Origin of the sequence: Salinihabitans flavidus, assembly GCF_900110425.1 — a bacterium.
GTDB classification, from domain to species: Bacteria; Pseudomonadota; Alphaproteobacteria; order Rhodobacterales; family Rhodobacteraceae; genus Salinihabitans; species Salinihabitans flavidus.
In genome coordinates, this window is the sequence record NZ_FODS01000001.1 from 56,234 (window position 1) to 71,550 (window position 15,317).

At 63.5% G+C, this 15,317-nt stretch carries 14 protein-coding genes and 1 riboswitch; of the genes, 2 read left to right on the forward strand and 12 right to left on the reverse strand.

The features are described from left to right. Positions 1-32: 32 nt before the first annotated feature. Genes glyS through BMW66_RS00310 form a run of 3 tightly spaced genes read right to left on the reverse strand, consistent with a single transcriptional unit; the run spans position 33 to position 3,704 of the window. On the reverse strand, positions 33-2,249 hold the full coding sequence (gene glyS / locus BMW66_RS00300; protein ID WP_093114633.1) for a glycine--tRNA ligase subunit beta: 2,217 nt from the start codon (positions 2,247-2,249) through the stop codon (positions 33-35). Position 2,250: 1 nt separating this feature from the next. Then, entirely contained in the window at positions 2,251-2,778 is a 528-nt protein-coding gene (locus BMW66_RS00305) for a DUF6446 family protein (RefSeq protein WP_245729264.1), read from the reverse strand. Next, positions 2,775-3,704 carry a glycine--tRNA ligase subunit alpha gene (locus BMW66_RS00310; protein ID WP_093114635.1) on the reverse strand — a complete coding sequence of 310 codons (930 nt, stop codon included), beginning with the start codon at positions 3,702-3,704 and terminating at the stop codon, positions 2,775-2,777. The genes BMW66_RS00305 and BMW66_RS00310 overlap by 4 nt, the downstream gene beginning before the upstream one ends. A 152-nt stretch (positions 3,705-3,856) precedes the next feature. Between BMW66_RS00310 and BMW66_RS00315 the strand changes: the two genes are divergently transcribed. Continuing rightward, the gene (locus tag BMW66_RS00315; protein WP_093114636.1) at positions 3,857-5,608 is read left to right on the forward strand and encodes a serine protease; all 1,752 of its coding nucleotides are present in this window, start codon (positions 3,857-3,859) and stop codon (positions 5,606-5,608) included. A 78-nt stretch (positions 5,609-5,686) separates the two neighbouring features. On the opposite strand, the gene BMW66_RS00320 is transcribed toward BMW66_RS00315, so the two are convergent. The 7 genes from BMW66_RS00320 to BMW66_RS00350 all read right to left on the reverse strand — a co-directional run bounded on the left by BMW66_RS00320 (position 5,687) and on the right by BMW66_RS00350 (position 12,863). After that, positions 5,687-7,135 carry a TrkH family potassium uptake protein gene (locus BMW66_RS00320; RefSeq protein WP_093114637.1) on the reverse strand — a complete coding sequence of 483 codons (1,449 nt, stop codon included), beginning with the start codon at positions 7,133-7,135 and terminating at the stop codon, positions 5,687-5,689. Positions 7,136-7,191: 56 nt separating this feature from the next. Then, positions 7,192-7,416 carry a hypothetical protein gene (locus BMW66_RS00325; RefSeq protein WP_093114638.1) on the reverse strand — a complete coding sequence of 75 codons (225 nt, stop codon included), beginning with the start codon at positions 7,414-7,416 and terminating at the stop codon, positions 7,192-7,194. Between the two features lie 129 nt (positions 7,417-7,545). Next, the gene (gene folE2, locus BMW66_RS00330; protein ID WP_093114639.1) at positions 7,546-8,637 is read right to left on the reverse strand and encodes a GTP cyclohydrolase FolE2; all 1,092 of its coding nucleotides are present in this window, start codon (positions 8,635-8,637) and stop codon (positions 7,546-7,548) included. Positions 8,638-8,840: 203 nt separating this feature from the next. Continuing rightward, on the reverse strand, positions 8,841-9,467 hold the full coding sequence (locus BMW66_RS00335; RefSeq protein ID WP_093114640.1) for a DUF2238 domain-containing protein: 627 nt from the start codon (positions 9,465-9,467) through the stop codon (positions 8,841-8,843). Between the two features lie 330 nt (positions 9,468-9,797). Continuing rightward, complete coding sequence (metZ, locus tag BMW66_RS00340) at positions 9,798-10,985, reverse strand: O-succinylhomoserine sulfhydrylase (RefSeq protein ID WP_093114641.1); 1,188 nt, start codon at positions 10,983-10,985, stop codon at positions 9,798-9,800. Positions 10,986-11,048: 63 nt separating this feature from the next. Continuing rightward, positions 11,049-11,126, reverse strand: a riboswitch (SAM riboswitch). 211 nt (positions 11,127-11,337) lie between these two features. Further along, positions 11,338-11,949, reverse strand: coding sequence for an inner membrane-spanning protein YciB (locus BMW66_RS00345; RefSeq protein ID WP_093114642.1), 612 nt, complete (start codon positions 11,947-11,949; stop codon positions 11,338-11,340). 11 nt (positions 11,950-11,960) lie between these two features. Then, complete coding sequence (locus BMW66_RS00350; RefSeq protein WP_093114643.1) at positions 11,961-12,863, reverse strand: EamA family transporter; 903 nt, start codon at positions 12,861-12,863, stop codon at positions 11,961-11,963. Between the two features lie 45 nt (positions 12,864-12,908). On the opposite strand from BMW66_RS00350, the gene BMW66_RS00355 reads away from it, so the two are divergent. Further along, complete coding sequence (locus tag BMW66_RS00355) at positions 12,909-13,439, forward strand: MgtC/SapB family protein (RefSeq protein ID WP_245729266.1); 531 nt, start codon at positions 12,909-12,911, stop codon at positions 13,437-13,439. Between the two features lie 6 nt (positions 13,440-13,445). Here BMW66_RS00355 and ftsY read toward each other — a convergent pair whose 3' ends face one another. Then, entirely contained in the window at positions 13,446-14,582 is a 1,137-nt protein-coding gene (gene ftsY / locus BMW66_RS00360) for a signal recognition particle-docking protein FtsY (RefSeq protein WP_093114644.1), read from the reverse strand. Between the two features lie 44 nt (positions 14,583-14,626). Then, complete coding sequence (locus BMW66_RS00365; RefSeq protein WP_093114645.1) at positions 14,627-15,313, reverse strand: lysoplasmalogenase family protein; 687 nt, start codon at positions 15,311-15,313, stop codon at positions 14,627-14,629. Positions 15,314-15,317 lie beyond the last annotated feature (4 nt).

A 15,317-nucleotide genomic window follows, 5' to 3' on the forward strand; every position in this document is an offset into this window, starting at 1 on the left:
AAACGCCCACAGGGGCGTTTGCGGAACGGTGCTCACCCCTCAAGCTGGCGCAGGTCGGCGACGCCAAGGCAGATGTCGCGAATACGCGCCAGCAGGTTGAGCCGGTTGCGCCGGACCACCTCGTTCTCGGCGTTGACCTGCACCGCCTCGAAAAACGCATCCATCGGCGCGCGCAGCGCCGCCATCCCGGCCATCGCGGCGGCGAAATCCTCGGCCTCCATCGCCTTGGAAATCGGCCCCTCCTGCGCGTCCAGCGCGGCGAACAGCGCCTTTTCGGTATCATCCTCGGCGAATTTCACATCCGCACCGAAGGAGTATTCCACGCCATCCTTTTCCTCGGCCTGCACCAGAATATTGTTGGCCCGCCGGAACCCCAGAACAAGGTTCTCGCCATCGTCGGTCCCGAGAAAATCGCTCAGCGCGCGGGCGCGTTTGTCTAGCAGCGTCAGATCGTCATTGCCCGGCATGGCAAGGCAGGCGTCGATCACGTCATGGCGAATACCCTCGTCGCGCAGGTGGACCTTGAGGCGGTCATGGAGGAAGGCGAGGAGCGCCCCCATACCCGCCTCTTCCTGTCCATATCCGTATTGACTAGATTCGATACCCTTGGAAAATTTCGGTTTCCAATCTTTGACGTTGTCTGGATCAATACCGCGTTTCACAAGATCAGTTTTAATCGTCTCAGTTTCAGCCCCCTGCTGAATAAGTGCCGTTGCCATGTGATAAGACTCGTGATCGAAAAAAACCGCGAACAACGGCAATCTGATCTGGTTTGCAATAATAAGACGAACAACTCCGAGAGCGGCGCGGCGCAAGGCAAACGGATCTCTAGACCCGGTCGGCCGTTCATCTATCCACCAGAAGCCCGTCAGCGTGTCGATCTTGTCGGCCAGCGCCACCGACACCGACACCGGATCGGATGGCACCGCGTCGCCCGGCCCCAGCGGCTTATAGTGCATCTCGCACGCCTCGGGCACGCCGTCGTCATGGCCCGCAGCCTCGGCGTAATAGCGGCCCATCACCCCCTGCAACTCGGGAAATTCGCCGACCATCTCCGATTGCAGATCGGCCTTGCACACCCGCGCGGCCTCCGCCGCCAGATCGGGCTTGGCCCCCACCAGCGGCGCGATCTCGCGCGCCAGTGCCTCGATCCGCGCCACGCGGTCGGCCTGACTGCCCAGCTTGTTGTGGAACGTCACATCCGACAGCCCCGCTGCCATGCCCTCAAGGCCCACCCCGCGCACCACGCGCAGGTCATTCTCCCAGAAGAACTTGGCATCCGACAGCCGCGCGGCAAGCACCTTCTGGTTGCCCGCGAGGATCGTCGCGCCGTGGTCCGCCGTTTCGCGGTTGGCGACGGTGATGAATTTCTCGATCCGCCCGGTTTTCGGATTGCGCACCGAAAAGAACTTCTGATGCTCCTTCATCGAGGTCTGCAACACCTCCGGCGGCAGGTCTAGGAACTGCGCCTCGATATCGCCCATCAGAACGACAGGCCATTCCACCAGCCCCGCCACCTCGGACAGAAGGGCGGTATCCTCCACCACCTCGAGCCCGCGGGCGAAGGCAAGGGTCTGCGCGTCGTTGTGGATGTGGTCGGCCCGCTCCACCGCGTCGAGCATCACCTTGTCGCGCTTGAGCCGGACCGCGTAATCCTCGAACCCCGACACGGCAAAACGCCCCGATCCCACGAAACGGTGCCCCTCCGTGGTGTCACCCGCCGCGATCCCGTCGATCTCGAGCGGGACAGTGCGCGCGCCCTCCTCATCGGACAGGATGCACAGGATCGAATGCAGCGGGCGCACCCAGCGCAGCGACCCCGCGCCCCAGCGCATCGACTTGGGCCATGGAAAGCCGCGCACCACGGCCTCCAGCACCTCGGCGACGATCTCATCGGCGGGGCGGCCGGGTTTTTCGATCATGGCGAAATACACCGCACCCTTGGGTGTCTCGCGTTCCTCCAGCGCCTCGCGCGGCACACCGGCCCCGCGCAGGAACCCCTCGACTGCCTTTTCCGGCGCGCCGACTTTGGGGCCCTTGCGCTCCTCGAGGACGGTCGGGCTCTTGTCCAGAAGCCCCTCCACCGCCAGCGTCAGACGCCGCGGCGTGGCATAGGCGCGGGCATGGGCATAGGTCAGGCCGGCCTCCACCATACCGTCGGTCATGCGCTTTCTGAGATCATCGGCCGCGCGCGCCTGCATGCGGGCGGGAATTTCCTCGGAGAAGAGTTCGATCAGAAGATCGGGCATGTCATTGGCCTTCCGGTTTGGGCGGGCAGTAGTCGGGCGCGGGGCGGCCGTCAAAGACGATCTCGCCGCAGTCGTTGATCTGATGCCAGACAAATCCGCGCCCGTCCGGCATCACCGCCACCACGCGGTCGATTCCGTAGTGTATGTTCTTGCGGCCCAGAAAGGCGAGCGCCTCCCCGGCCTCCAGCGCCGCGCCGATTTCCTCCGCGTCGAAACAGTCGAACCAGCCCGGCGCGACAAGCGGCTCCGCGTCTTCATAGGGCACATAGGTCTCGCTCATCATAGGCAGGCTCATCGTCGTGGTGAAACAGGCCCGATAGCGGATCGGAGAGCTGTTCGCGTCGATGCCCCGGAAATTGTCATAGAGGATCGGCTCGGGCTCCTGCGTGACCAGAAGCGTCGCCTGCACGTCCCCCGTCCCGGTGGCGGACACCTCGTCATAAAAGGCATAAAGCTGAAGGTAGTAGATCGCCCCCCCGGCGATCAGCGCGGTTATCACGATAATGCTCCCGATGATCTTGCCGGTCACGCCGCATATCCCCCGGCGTCTGTCTGCACGAAGGCATCGGCGCATTTCTTCGCCAACGTCCGCACCCGCCCGATATAGGCCTGCCGCTCGGTGACGGATATCACGCCGCGCGCGTCCAGCAGGTTGAAGATATGGCTGGCCTTGATGCACTGATCATAGGCCGGATGCGCCATGATGATGCGCTTGCCGGTCTTGGGGTCGACGGCCGGCTGCGCGAGGATTGCCTCGCATTCCGCCTCCGCCTCCTCGAAGTGGCGCAAGAGCACCTCGGTATTGGCCACATCGAAATTCCAGCGGCTGTATTCCTCTTCGGTCTGGCGGAACACGTCGCCGTATTTCAGGGCAATCGGCGCGTCCGGGTCGTTGAACGGCATGTCCATGACGTGATCGACGCCCAGCACATACATCGCCAGACGCTCCAGCCCATAGGTCAGCTCCCCCGACACCGGCGCGCAGTCATGCCCGCCGACCTGCTGGAAATAGGTGAACTGGCTCACTTCCATGCCATCGCACCACACCTCCCAGCCTAGGCCCCACGCACCGAGCGTCGGGCTTTCCCAGTCATCCTCCACAAAGCGGATGTCGTGCAACTCCATGTCGATGCCGATGGCGCGCAGCGAGCCAAGATAGAGATCCTGCAAATCCGGAGGGCTGGGTTTGATCAGAACCTGATACTGGTAGTAGTGCTGAAGCCGGTTCGGGTTCTCGCCATAACGCCCGTCGGTGGGACGGCGCGAGGGCTGCACATAGGCCGCCGCCCATGGCTGCGTGCCAAGGCTGCGCAGCGTGGTGCCCGGGTGGAAGGTGCCGGCCCCCACCTCCATGTCGTAAGGTTGCAGGATCGCGCAGCCCTTCGCAGCCCAATACCCCTGAAGCCGCAGGATAATCTCCTGAAAACTGCGCGGTTTGGCGGTGCTGTCTGCCATGATCCTGCCCCTTCTGAATGCGCTGTTTACCTATGCCCATGCGCGCGCGGGGTCAATCGCGCGAAATGGCGAATTGGGGGTGCATGACCCGCCAGATTTGGTAAAGATGGTCAGGATATACGCGGCAGACATTACCGAAAGGCACCGGCCCCATGATGCGAGTAGTTTCGGCGCTCATTCTCTTTCTCTTCTTCGGCCTTCGCGCCGCCATCGCACAACAGGACGACACGGCCTTTGTCCAGATCGAGGCACATCCAAGTCTGAACGAGACGCAAAATCGTATCCAGATCTACGCCCGCTCGCTGGAGGATGTGAACGGCTTTTCGCTCGGCACCGGCTGGTATGCCATCGCGCTTGGCCCCTACCGGCAGAGCGATGCCGAACAGGTGCTGCGCGTGCTGCGTGCGGAAGGACGCATTCCCCGCGATGCCTTCATCGCCTTTCCCTCTGCCTTTCGGCAACAGATCTGGCCGGTGGGCGCCGACAGTCTCGACAGCACACGCCCGGCCCGCGACATCACGCAGTCCGATCCCGCAGAGACGGAAGAGCCCGGCTTGCCCATGACCCCGCCGGAGCCGCCGGATGAGACCCCGCGCGAAGCCCGCGCAAACGAGCGTCTGCTGAGCGCCGAAGAGCGCATGGACCTGCAACGCTGGCTGAAATGGGCGGGCCACTACACCGCCGCGATCGACGGCGCCTTCGGTCGCGGCACCCGCGCCTCGATGGCCGAGTGGCAGCGCGACAACGGCTATGAGGCGACGGGCGTTCTCACCACCCGCCAGCGCCGCGAACTGCGCCAGCAATACAACGCCGTGCTCGACGGGCTGGGTCTGCAAACCGTCACCGACCGCGAGGCCGGAATCTCGGTGGACCTGCCGCTTGGCGTGCTGGAAAAGGAGGGGGCGGAATTTCCCTTCGTCCGCTACAACCCCTCGGGCGACATCGACGCCCGCGCGCTGCTGATTTCACAGGCCGGTGACCAGAACACGCTCTTCGGCCTTTATGACATCATGCAGACGCTGAAAATCGTGCCCCTCGACGGCCCGCGAGAGCGCGACTCCGACAGTTTCCAGCTCATCGGGGAAAACGATACCCATGTCTCCCATACGGAAGTGTCGCTCGAAGATGGCGAGATCAAGGGGTTCACCCTCTACTGGCCCGCTGGCGACGAGGAACGCCGCTCCCGCCTGCTGTCGGAAATGCAGCGCTCCTTCACCCGCCTTGATGGCACGCTTGACCCGGCGGCCGGAAGCAATGCCGAACAAAGCATCGACCTTGTCGCGGGCCTCGAACTGCGGCGCCCGAAACTCTCGCGTTCGGGCTTTTTCATCAACGATAGCGGCACCGTCGTGACCACCGCCGAGGTCACGGAAGGCTGTAGCCGCATCACCCTCGACACCGACCACGAGGCGCGTGTGGTCCGCAGCGATCCGGAGCTTGGCGTGGCGGTGCTGCGCCCGACAGAGCCGCTCGCGCCGATGTCGGTCGCCTCCTTCCGGATCGAAGAGCCGCGTCTGAAATCCGAGATCGCCGTGGCGGGCTTTTCCTTCGAGGGCGCGCTTAACGCTCCCTCCGTCACTTTTGGGGAGCTGGCCGACATTCGCGGCCTGAACGGCGAGGCGAACCTGCGCCGCCTCGCGCTGGCGTCACTGCCCGGCGATGTGGGCGGCCCGGTCTTCGACACTGGCGGCACGGTGCTGGGAATGCTGCTGCCCAAACCGTCGGCCGCCGACAGGCAACTGCCCGATGAGGTGAGTTTCGCCGCCGCCTCCGACGCGATCCGTGCGATTCTGTCCGAGGCCGGAATTCGCGTTGAGGCGGGCGAGCGCAACGGCGCGATGGCGCCCGAGGATCTCACCACGCTGGCCGGTGGCATAACGGTTCTGGTGAGCTGCTGGGACTGACGCCCGCAGCGCCTCATGCTACTTGAAAAGCCGCCCCCGGCAGGGCGGCTTTTCGCTTTTGCCCGACCACCTTCGCGCCTAATCGCGCCAGAACTGCACCGTGAGCAGAACGAAAACCACCATCAGCTCCAGACGCCCGACAAGCATCCCCGCAATCAGAAGCCATTTCGCCGTATCATTGAGGCTGGCAAAATTTCCTGCGGGTCCGATAATTGAGCCCAGTCCCGGCCCGATATTGGCCAGCGCCGTGGCCGCCCCGCTCAGCGACGTGATGAAATCAAGCCCCGTCATCCCGAGCGCCACCGCCAGAAGCCCGATCGAGACCACGAAGAACACGAAGAACGACATGACAGAACCGATCACGTCATCGTCGACCGGGCGCCCCTGAAACCGGGTGGTGAACACACCGCTGGGTGAATGCACTTTCGATAGCTGCACGCGAATGGCGGAAAACAGGATCTGGTAGCGAAAAACCTTGATCGAACAGGTGGTCGACCCCGCACACCCCCCGATCAGCCCGATGAAAAAGAACATGGCGATCGGAAAGCTGCCCCAGAGCATGTAGTCCGCGCTGGCATAACCCGTTCCGGTGATGATCGACGTGATATTGAACAGCGCCTCACGGAACGACTGCTCCCAGTGGTGCGGAAAGATCGTGGTCAGAACAAGCGTGGTGACCACGACGAATACCCCGATGGTCGCCAGAAACACCCACACCTGGGTATCCTTGAGAAGCGGTTTCGCGCTGCCGTTGATGATCTGCACATAGCGCACGAAGGGCAGCGCAGCGAGCATCATGAACACCGATGCTGCATATTCAATTGGCCCGGCAAAAGCGCCGAAAGAGGCATCGGAATTGGCGAACCCACCCGTTGAAAGTGTCGTCAGCGAATGCACCAGTGAATCGAACAACCCCATGCCCAGAATGTAATAGGTCAAGAAACACGCCGCCGTCAGCCCGGCATACGCGACCGAGATCTGCGCCGCGATGGCGGTGGCGCGCGGCAGGATCTTGCCCTGCGTGTCGAACGCCTCGGCCCGGAAAACCTGCATCCCGCCAACCCGAAGCTCTGGCAGGAAAACCATTGCCACGACGATGATCCCGATGCCGCCCAGCCATTGCAGGATTCCGCGCCAGAGCAGAACACCTGCGGGCTGCGACTCCAGCCCCGTCATCACCGTCGATCCGGTGGTGGTCATGCCCGACATCGCCTCGAAATAGGCATCCACGAACCGCAACTCCGGCGCTCCGAGCCAGAACGGCAGCGCCCCGAACAACGGTAGCGCGATCCACACCGCAGTGGTGAGAACGAAGGTCTGCCGGATCGTCAGGCCCCGGCTCTTTCTGTTCTGGCACGACAGCGCCATGAACCCGCCGCCCAGCGTGGTGAGGATCGCGCATTCGACGAAAACCGGCCAGTGACCGCGCCCCTCCACGAGATCGGCAACAAGCGGCAAAACCATGGTCAGCCCAAGCACGGCCACCAGAAGGCCAATCACGTATCCCACGGGTCGCAGATCGAACATGACGCGCAGCGTTGGCCTGAGTTCACCGGGCTGTCAAGCGCACATGCTGCGCCGCATCAGGTCAGCAGGTCCGAAAAGACAAAGGCGGGAATATCCTCGCGCCGAAGCCCCATCGCCGCGAGGTCCGCATCGCTCATCGAATCCAGCGCGACCGCCTCATGAAGCCGCTCACGGCTGCGCAAATAGGGATTGAACCCCATCCCCTGCCGGACCACGAACAGGTCGAGCGCCTTCAGGATCGAATGCTGCGTGAATGTGATGCTCGGATCTTGACGTTGCATTGGAAACCTCCGTCATGGACGTTCTCGGTTTCCTCCCCACGATCATCATACCACGCGCGCGGGGCCGATGCGCACAGGTGCCGGGCGGACCTCCCCCGCGCCGTGGCCCGCGCGCATCACCACCCCGCCTCAGCCGGTGTGAAACAGGGTGGTGAACATCTTGGGGTCGATGCTGCCGGCGTCGAACGTGTCGCCCTCTGTCAGGATCGACACAGCGTCATGGCTGTGCAGGCTTTCCTGATGGCTCGCCACCACCCGGAAATCGCCGACCCGCGAATCGGCCAGAAGCTGCTCGCAGAACAGCCGCGCGGCATCTTCCACGAAGATCGGGTTGGCCGCGTTCAGTTCCGCAAAGGCCTGCTCGTCCTCGCGTTTGACCATCACCTGCGTTTCGGTTGGCACCGCCGCGCGCGCCATGTCGATCAGATCCTCGAACCACAGGATCCTGCCGGGATGCACCACCACCGAGATTCGCGCGACAGAGCGTTGCGAATGCGGCGTGGCCAGTTGCCCGCGCGTCTGGCGCGCATGTTCCGCCAGCTCCAGCGAACAGGGGCAGGTCGAGGAATAGACATAGTCGAGATGCATGATCTTCTGACGCCGGCCCCCGATCTGGATCTTCTCCAGCGCGATGTCGTAATACTGGTACCCTTCCAGCCCGGAACGAAGGGACTCGATCTTCATCGGATAGGAGAACCGCATCTGAAGCCGCGCGTCGATACTGTCCAGATCGGTGATGTAATCGGCCAGCGCCGCCTCCATCACCTCGAAGCTGAAGGTCTTTTCCGCGTGACGATAGAAGGACCGCATGATCCGCGACATGTTGATGCCCTTCTTGCCGGCCTCAAGGCTCACCGTCCCGGTGACAGAGGTTTCCAGCGTCAGGTCGCCATTGTCGCGGGTGTGATAGCTGATCGGCAGGCGGAAATTGGAAATCCCCACATGCTGAATCGTCTGCCGCGCGCCCCGGATCAGGCTGGTCGGCCCGTTCTGCAAATCCGGCAGCGTGGCACGATAGGCATCGTCGGCTTCGAACTCCTCGGGATAGTCCCGCGACAATTCGGGGTAATTGCCCACCTCGCGCTCCGGCAAGAGCCGGGCAACGGCCGGGTCCAGCTCCGCGATCTCCGTCGGGCTCGCCGTCTCGGCCCATGCGCGCAGACGCGCGAGCGCATCCTTCGCCTCGTCCCGGCTCGGTGTGTCCCGATAATGTATGTTCATCGCGTTCCTGCCTTTCGCGTCCTTCGCGGCCTGACTAATGTATGCCTTCACCGCGCGAATTGCCAATTTTGATGAAGAATACGTCATGAGCGACATCGCGGATCACTAATAGATCCTTCAAGGCAAAGCGCAGCGGCCCAACTGGCCGGCCCCCTTCCCGAATGTGTCGCGCCGAAACCCCGCGCTCCCGACAGGAGCGGCTTTTACGATGGCGCTTCGCGCGCCGGCTTGTCGGTCGCCGCAATAATCGCCATCGCGATCACGGCACCAAGAGCATTGAATACGAGATCGAGTGCGGTATTGAGGTAGCCTCCAACATTCGTCTCGGAAACGGAAAGAACAGCCATGAACTCGATGATCTCGTTGACCGTGCCCAGTCCCATGGCAGCCAAAGCTGGATAGAACAGGCTCGTCTTCGTGTCCATGAGCATCGGAAAATGCCGCCGCAGCAGATGCCAGAGCAGCCACGCCGTGACACCGAACCCATAGGCGTGAACGATCTGATCATACTTGAGCAACCGCATCTCGCCATCCGCCGGGGTGATCGGAAGGATCTGAAGCGAATACAGGACCGAGCCGCCCACCGGCACACCGCCACCCGCCATGTGCAACAGGCCCCATGCGGAAAGCGCCCAAAGCATCGCAACCGGATATTCCGCGGAACGAAGGCTCCTGCCGATGAGCGTGATCAGAACAAGCATGGTGATGACGTAGACAACGAATTCGTGATTTCCGCGGATCAGAAACCACGCCGTGAAGACCAGAACGTAGCCAGCGGTAAAAATGGCCACCGGATACTCGTTCCGCCTGAGCTTGTTGAAGAACGACAAGGGCTCCTCCGTTTTCCGACACAATAGTGCCGGATGGCTGGCCAAGGCAACTGCCCTCGGACGTCGGGGTCTGGCGGGTTCGATATGCGTTCCGCGCCGATGTGTCCGCATGATCGCGCCGGTGTTCGGGTCCGGTCGACATCTCATCCGGCAAGCACCGCACCCGCCCGCCGCAACCCTTTCTCAACACTGGTTGCCAAAGCGTGAAGCGCGCCATCTTAACCATGCGGCTCCGGGCCAGCGACACCGACGCGATACCGACAAAATACCGACGTTTTACCGACAGGGGTTTTTCTGCGTTAACAAGGGCTTGACCTGTTTCGCCCCGTTTCAGTCCCGCGCCGCCTCCAACGCTCTCTGGATGTCGTTCAGCAGATCGCCCGCATCCTCCAGCCCGACAGACAACCGCACCAGCCCCGGCGTGATGCCAAGCAGCTCCTTCTGCCCGTCCGACAGCCGCTGATGCGTGGTTGTCGCCGGATGGGTCGCGATGGATTTTGCATCGCCAAGGTTGTTGGAAATCACCACCACCTGCAATGCGTCGAGGAAACGGAAGGCCGCCTCCTTGCCACCCTTGACCTCCAGCGACATGACCGTGCCGCCCTTGCCGCCCAACTGCCGCGCGACAAGCGCGCTCTGCGGATGGCTCTTGAGCCCCGGATAGCGCACCCGCGCCAGCGCGTCATGCCCTTCAAGCGCCTCGGCGATTGCCTGCGCGCTCTCGGTCTGCGCCCGCACCCGAAGGTCGATCGTCTCCATCCCCTTGAGCATCACCCAGGCGTTGAACGGGCTGAGCGAGCCGCCGGTATGCTTCATGTAGGGCTCCAGAACGGTGCGGATATACTCCCGCCGGCCAAGCACCACACCGCCCAGCGTGCGCCCCTGCCCGTCGATATGCTTGGTCGCGGAATAGATGATCACATCGGCGCCCTGCGCCACGGCCCGCGAAAAGACCGGGGTGGAGAACACGTTGTCCACCACCACGGTGGCCCCGACCTCATGGGCGATCTCGGCAACGCCCTCAATGTCGATCAGCTCCAGCGTCGGGTTGGACATGGATTCGAAGAACACCACGCTGGTATCCTCGCGCACCGCCGCGCGCCATTGCTCAAGGTCGGTGCCATCGACAAAGGACACCTCCACCCCGAACCCGCGCAGGACATTCTCAAGGATATAAAGGCACGATCCGAACAGCGCCCGCGCCGCCACCACGTGATCCCCGGCCTTGAGAAGCGAACACAGCGCCCCGTTGACGGCCGCCATGCCCGACGCCGTGGCAAAGGCATCCTCGGCCCCTTCGAGCGCCGCGATTCGATCCTCGAACATGGCGACCGTGGGGTTGCCGTAACGGGCATAGATGAACTCATCCGGCCCGGCCTCCACAAACCGCGCCTCCGCCTGCGCGGCGGTCTCATAGACGAACCCCTGTGTGAGGAAGATCGCTTCGCTCACCTCATTGTACTGGCTGCGGCGCGTGCCGCCATGCACCAGCTTCGTTCGCGTGTTCCAATCGCTCATTCCGACCTCCTTGCGCGTGTCCGCGCACAGAAAAAACCCCCAACGCGGTCAAGCGAAAGGGGGTTCCTTCTCGTCCTGACCTCTTTAGCGGGATATTTTACGTGGCCCGCAATCCGGTTACAAATCGCCACACCTTCCGGCTTTAGTCGCGTGCCCCCGACCCGTCAACAGATGCGTCGGGGCGATAACCGGATTTTCACCATGATCGGGCAGGCTCTGGCGAGGCGCTGCCTGCGCACCACCCCGATTCGCCGCGCCCGACCCCGCCCCGCGGAAAAATCACCGCTCCGGCGCACGCCGCGTTTACCAATCGTTTACCGCCGCGCCAAACCGGGAGCCATCGCGCAGGCTATCAACTCTCCCCGCCATCCTCGCCAAGGCCGTATTTCTGGAACAGGCTGCCTTGCGTCATGAAGAACCCGAACAGCGCCGCCGTCAGGCCGAAGGTCTTGAAATAGACCCAGATTTCCGTGGTCTGCGTGCGCCAGATCAACTCGTTCAGAATCGCCAGCGCCAGAAAGAACAGCGTCACCCGCCGCGTCAGGATCATCCAGCCGTCCTGTTCCAGGGGCACCATCTCCTCCATCACGACCTTGAGATAGGACTGCCCGCGCAACAGCCCGATTCCCAGAATGCCCGCGAACAGAAGATAGATCATCGTCGGCTTCATCTTGAAGAAACTGTCGTCGTTGAACCACACCGACATGCCGCCGAACACCACGACAAGCACGACCGTCGCCACCTGCATCCGCGACAGCTTCCCGGTCAGCCGCCAGAGCGCCGCGCTCGATGCCACGATCAACGGGATGAACCCGGCGGTGACAAGGATGAACCCGTCATACTCCCGGCCGCTGATGGTAAAGACATGATCCTTCAGCCAGAGATAGGCGACGAAAAAGACCACGATCGGCCCCATCTCCAGCCCGGTCTTGAGCATCGGGTTGATCTCTTTTCGCTCATTCATGCGCGCTCTCCTTATCCGCCTATCTCAACTATCACAGCGCCCGCCGCGATCAATGCCATCAGCGCGATCCTGCGTGGTCCCACCGTCTCGCGCAGCACCAGCCACCCGATCAGCGCGGCAAAGACGGTCGATGTCTCACGCAGCACCGCCGCCTCGCCCACCTTGTCCAGCCGCGTCGCCAGCATCACCGACCCGAAGCTGCCATAGGCCACCAGCGCCCCGATGAATCCGCGCCGCAGAAGCGGCCGAACCGGCGGGCGAATCACCATCGACCGCCACCGCAAATAGGCAAGGCCGGGGAAATCCACCGCCGTGATCAGAAAAAACCACGCCAGAAACGTAAATGGGTTCGGTGTCGCCCGAATTCCATAGGCGTCATACGTCGTATAAAGCGCGACAAGCGCCCCGGTCCCGACCGCGAGCCATAATGCGGGCACGAGCGTCTCGCGCCCCACGTCCACATGGATCAGGTTGTAGACCGCCAGCCCGAAGATCCCGGCCAGCAACACCCCGACACCGGCCCACTGCACAAGACTGAAACTCTCGCCGAAGATAAGCCAGGCCCCGATCACCGTGAACAGCGGCCCCATCCCGCGCACCACCGGGTAAACCACCGTGAAGGCCCCGCGCGCATAGGCCAGCGCCATGCCCAGCTTGTAGACAAAATGAATGCCCAGCCCCCCGACAAGCAGCCACCACACCCGCCCCTCGGGCCATGGCACAAGGAAAAGCGCGATCGGCAGCGACAGCACCACCAGCCAGAAATCAATCGCCCCGCGCGTCAGCCACGGATCGTGCCGCCCCTTCTGAAGCGCACCGAACACCGCGTGCAGAAATGCCGCCAGAAGCGCCAGCGCCATTGCCAGCGTGCTGCCCGCCTCCGTGCCCTCCAGTGCGATCAGGGTCTCACTCACGCAAAGCCCTTCCCGGCTCGACAGACTTCCCGCACGGCGCTAGGAATGAAAGAGGACTTGCAGGGATCGGCGTCGATGTTCGACAGATTGCTGAGCGAATTTGAAACTCCGTTCGACGGATTCGCCACCGAAGTTGTCGTGCTGCGGTTGCTGATGGCCATCGTTCTGGGCGGCCTGATCGGGTGGGAACGCGAATCCCGAAACAAGCCCGCGGGCTTGCGCACCCACATCCTGATATCTCTGGCCGCGTCGCTTTTTACCCTGATCGCCTTCGGTATGATCAGCGATGTCTCCCCCGATGAGCAGAGCCATGTCCGCGCCGATCCCCTGCGCGTGATAGAGGCCGTGACCGCCGGGGTCGCCTTTCTGGCCGCCGGGGCGATCATCCAGTCCCGCGGTTCGGTGCATGGGCTGACCACCGGGGCGGGCATGTGGCTGGCCGGCGCGATCGGTGTGGCCTGCGGCTCCGGGCGACTGTCTCTGGCGATGCTGGTCACGCTCCTCGCGCTCATCGTGCTGCGCGTGCTGCGCTGGCTGGAGCGGTCGGCAGAGAAACAGGAAAAACGAAGGGAGTAGCCCCTCTCACGTCTCCAATCCCGTCAACGCGGCAGCGAATTCCTCCGGATCGAAGGGCGCCAGATCGTCGATCTTCTCGCCCACTCCGATGGCATGGATCGGCAGCCCGAAGCGATCCGCCAGCGCGACCAGAACGCCGCCCTTCGCGGTCCCGTCCAGCTTCGTCATGACAAGGCCAGAGACATTGGCCAGCTTCTGGAACGTCTCCACCTGGCTGAGCGCGTTCTGCCCCGTCGTCGCGTCCAGCACCAGAAGCGTGTTGTGCGGCGCCTCGGGGTCTTTCTTGCGAATCACCCGCACGATCTTGGCCAGCTCCTCCATCAGATCGGCGCGGTTCTGAAGCCGCCCCGCCGTGTCGATCAGCAGCAGGTCCGCCCCCTCCGCCTGCGCCTTGGTCATCGCGTCGAAGGCAAGGCTCGCCGGGTCCGACCCCTCCGGCGCGGTCAGCACCGGCACACCCGCGCGATCACCCCAGATCTGCAACTGCTCCACCGCCGCCGCGCGGAAGGTATCACCGGCGGCGATCACCACGCTTTTGCCAGCGGCGCGGAACTGGCTGGCCAGCTTGCCGATGGTCGTGGTCTTGCCCGACCCGTTCACCCCCACCACAAGCACCACCTGCGGCGTCTTGGGATAGATCGGAAGCGGCCGCGCCACCGGCTCCATGACGCGGGCGATCTCATCGGCCAGAAGGCGCTTGATCTCCTGCGTGGACAGCTGCTTGCCGAAGCGCCCCTCCGCGATATTCGCCGTCACCCGAAGCGCGGTATCGACCCCCATGTCAGAGGCGATCAGCAACTCTTCAAGCTGCTCGAGCATGTCATCGTCCAGCGCCCGCCGCACCACCGGCTTGCCCGCCCGCCCCGCCAGCCGTTGCAACAGCCCCGGCTTGTCGGCCCTGGGCTCCGGCGCGGGATCGAGCGCGGGCTTGGGCATGGCGGGCTTTTGAACCGGCTCGGGGTCAGGCGCGGCATCCTCCACCGGCTCCGGTGCGGGGTCAGGCGCGGTCGTCTCCGAAGGTTCGGTCTCCGGCGCCTCCTCCCGGATCTCCTCGCCCCCCTCCTCGACAATCGCATCGAGCCCTTCTTCAAGGCGCGACGAGGATTTGAGCAGCCTGTCCTTGAGCTTCTGGAAAAACGCCATCTACGGCCTCCGGATGATGTCGACCCACACCTAATGCGGCCGGCTCAAAGTTGAAAGAGCGGGCGCGCGAACCCCGCACCCACCAGTATCCCCGCCTGTCCCAGCACATAAAGTGCCCAAAGCGCGACGGAGGCGGGCCGCCGCCAGCGCGACGCCTGCGACATCCGGAACATCCTCACCGCAAGGATCAGATCCGAGGCGAAAAATGCCAGCGCCCCCCAGATCGCCAGACCGCGCCCCTCAATCCCCAGCGCCAACAGCGCCATCGCGGCGATCAGCACGACATAGATCCGCACCGGCCACTTCAGCGCCCCGGTATAAGGCGCCAGCCACATCTCGGTGGAGGCCGCGATCAGCAGGACAACACCCGCCACCAGCGGCGCGGCGCCAAGCCCCTCGATGCCGCCAATCCCGGCAAACCGCACGATATAGGCCAGATGCGCCGCAGCAAAGGCCACCAGCGCGACAAGAAACGCCCGCCGACCCGCACGCGACAGCGCAACATCGCCCACCGCCGACAGCACCAGCCCGCCGATCACCACCGGCGCGGCGAAATTCGCCGCCGCCCCCACGGCAAAGGCCACCAGCGGCACCGCCTTGACGGCGGTCTTTGCCCGCGACGCCCCGCGATGACAGAAGAACGCGCCATAAATCAGCGCCGCGACCAGTCCTACCGCGATCCCGCCATAGAGGATCGATTGGCGCAGCATGATTTCCTGAACGACGGTCATATCC

What these genes read in the sequence shown, in the direction of transcription:
- glyS (WP_093114633.1), bottom strand. Translation starts at nt 2,249, where the DNA reads ATGCCCGATCTTCTGATCGAACTCTTCTCCGAGGAAATTCCCGCCCGC.
- BMW66_RS00310 (WP_093114635.1), bottom strand. Translation starts at nt 3,704, where the DNA reads ATGGCAGACAGCACCGCCAAACCGCGCAGTTTTCAGGAGATTATCCTG.
- BMW66_RS00315 (WP_093114636.1), top strand. Translation starts at nt 3,857, where the DNA reads ATGATGCGAGTAGTTTCGGCGCTCATTCTCTTTCTCTTCTTCGGCCTT.
- BMW66_RS00320 (WP_093114637.1), bottom strand. Translation starts at nt 7,135, where the DNA reads ATGTTCGATCTGCGACCCGTGGGATACGTGATTGGCCTTCTGGTGGCC.
- BMW66_RS00325 (WP_093114638.1), bottom strand. Translation starts at nt 7,416, where the DNA reads ATGCAACGTCAAGATCCGAGCATCACATTCACGCAGCATTCGATCCTG.
- folE2 (WP_093114639.1), bottom strand. Translation starts at nt 8,637, where the DNA reads ATGAACATACATTATCGGGACACACCGAGCCGGGACGAGGCGAAGGAT.
- metZ (WP_093114641.1), bottom strand. Translation starts at nt 10,985, where the DNA reads ATGAGCGATTGGAACACGCGAACGAAGCTGGTGCATGGCGGCACGCGC.
- BMW66_RS00345 (WP_093114642.1), bottom strand. Translation starts at nt 11,949, where the DNA reads ATGAATGAGCGAAAAGAGATCAACCCGATGCTCAAGACCGGGCTGGAG.
- BMW66_RS00355 (WP_245729266.1), top strand. Translation starts at nt 12,909, where the DNA reads ATGAAAGAGGACTTGCAGGGATCGGCGTCGATGTTCGACAGATTGCTG.
- ftsY (WP_093114644.1), bottom strand. Translation starts at nt 14,582, where the DNA reads ATGGCGTTTTTCCAGAAGCTCAAGGACAGGCTGCTCAAATCCTCGTCG.
- BMW66_RS00365 (WP_093114645.1), bottom strand. Translation starts at nt 15,313, where the DNA reads ATGACCGTCGTTCAGGAAATCATGCTGCGCCAATCGATCCTCTATGGC.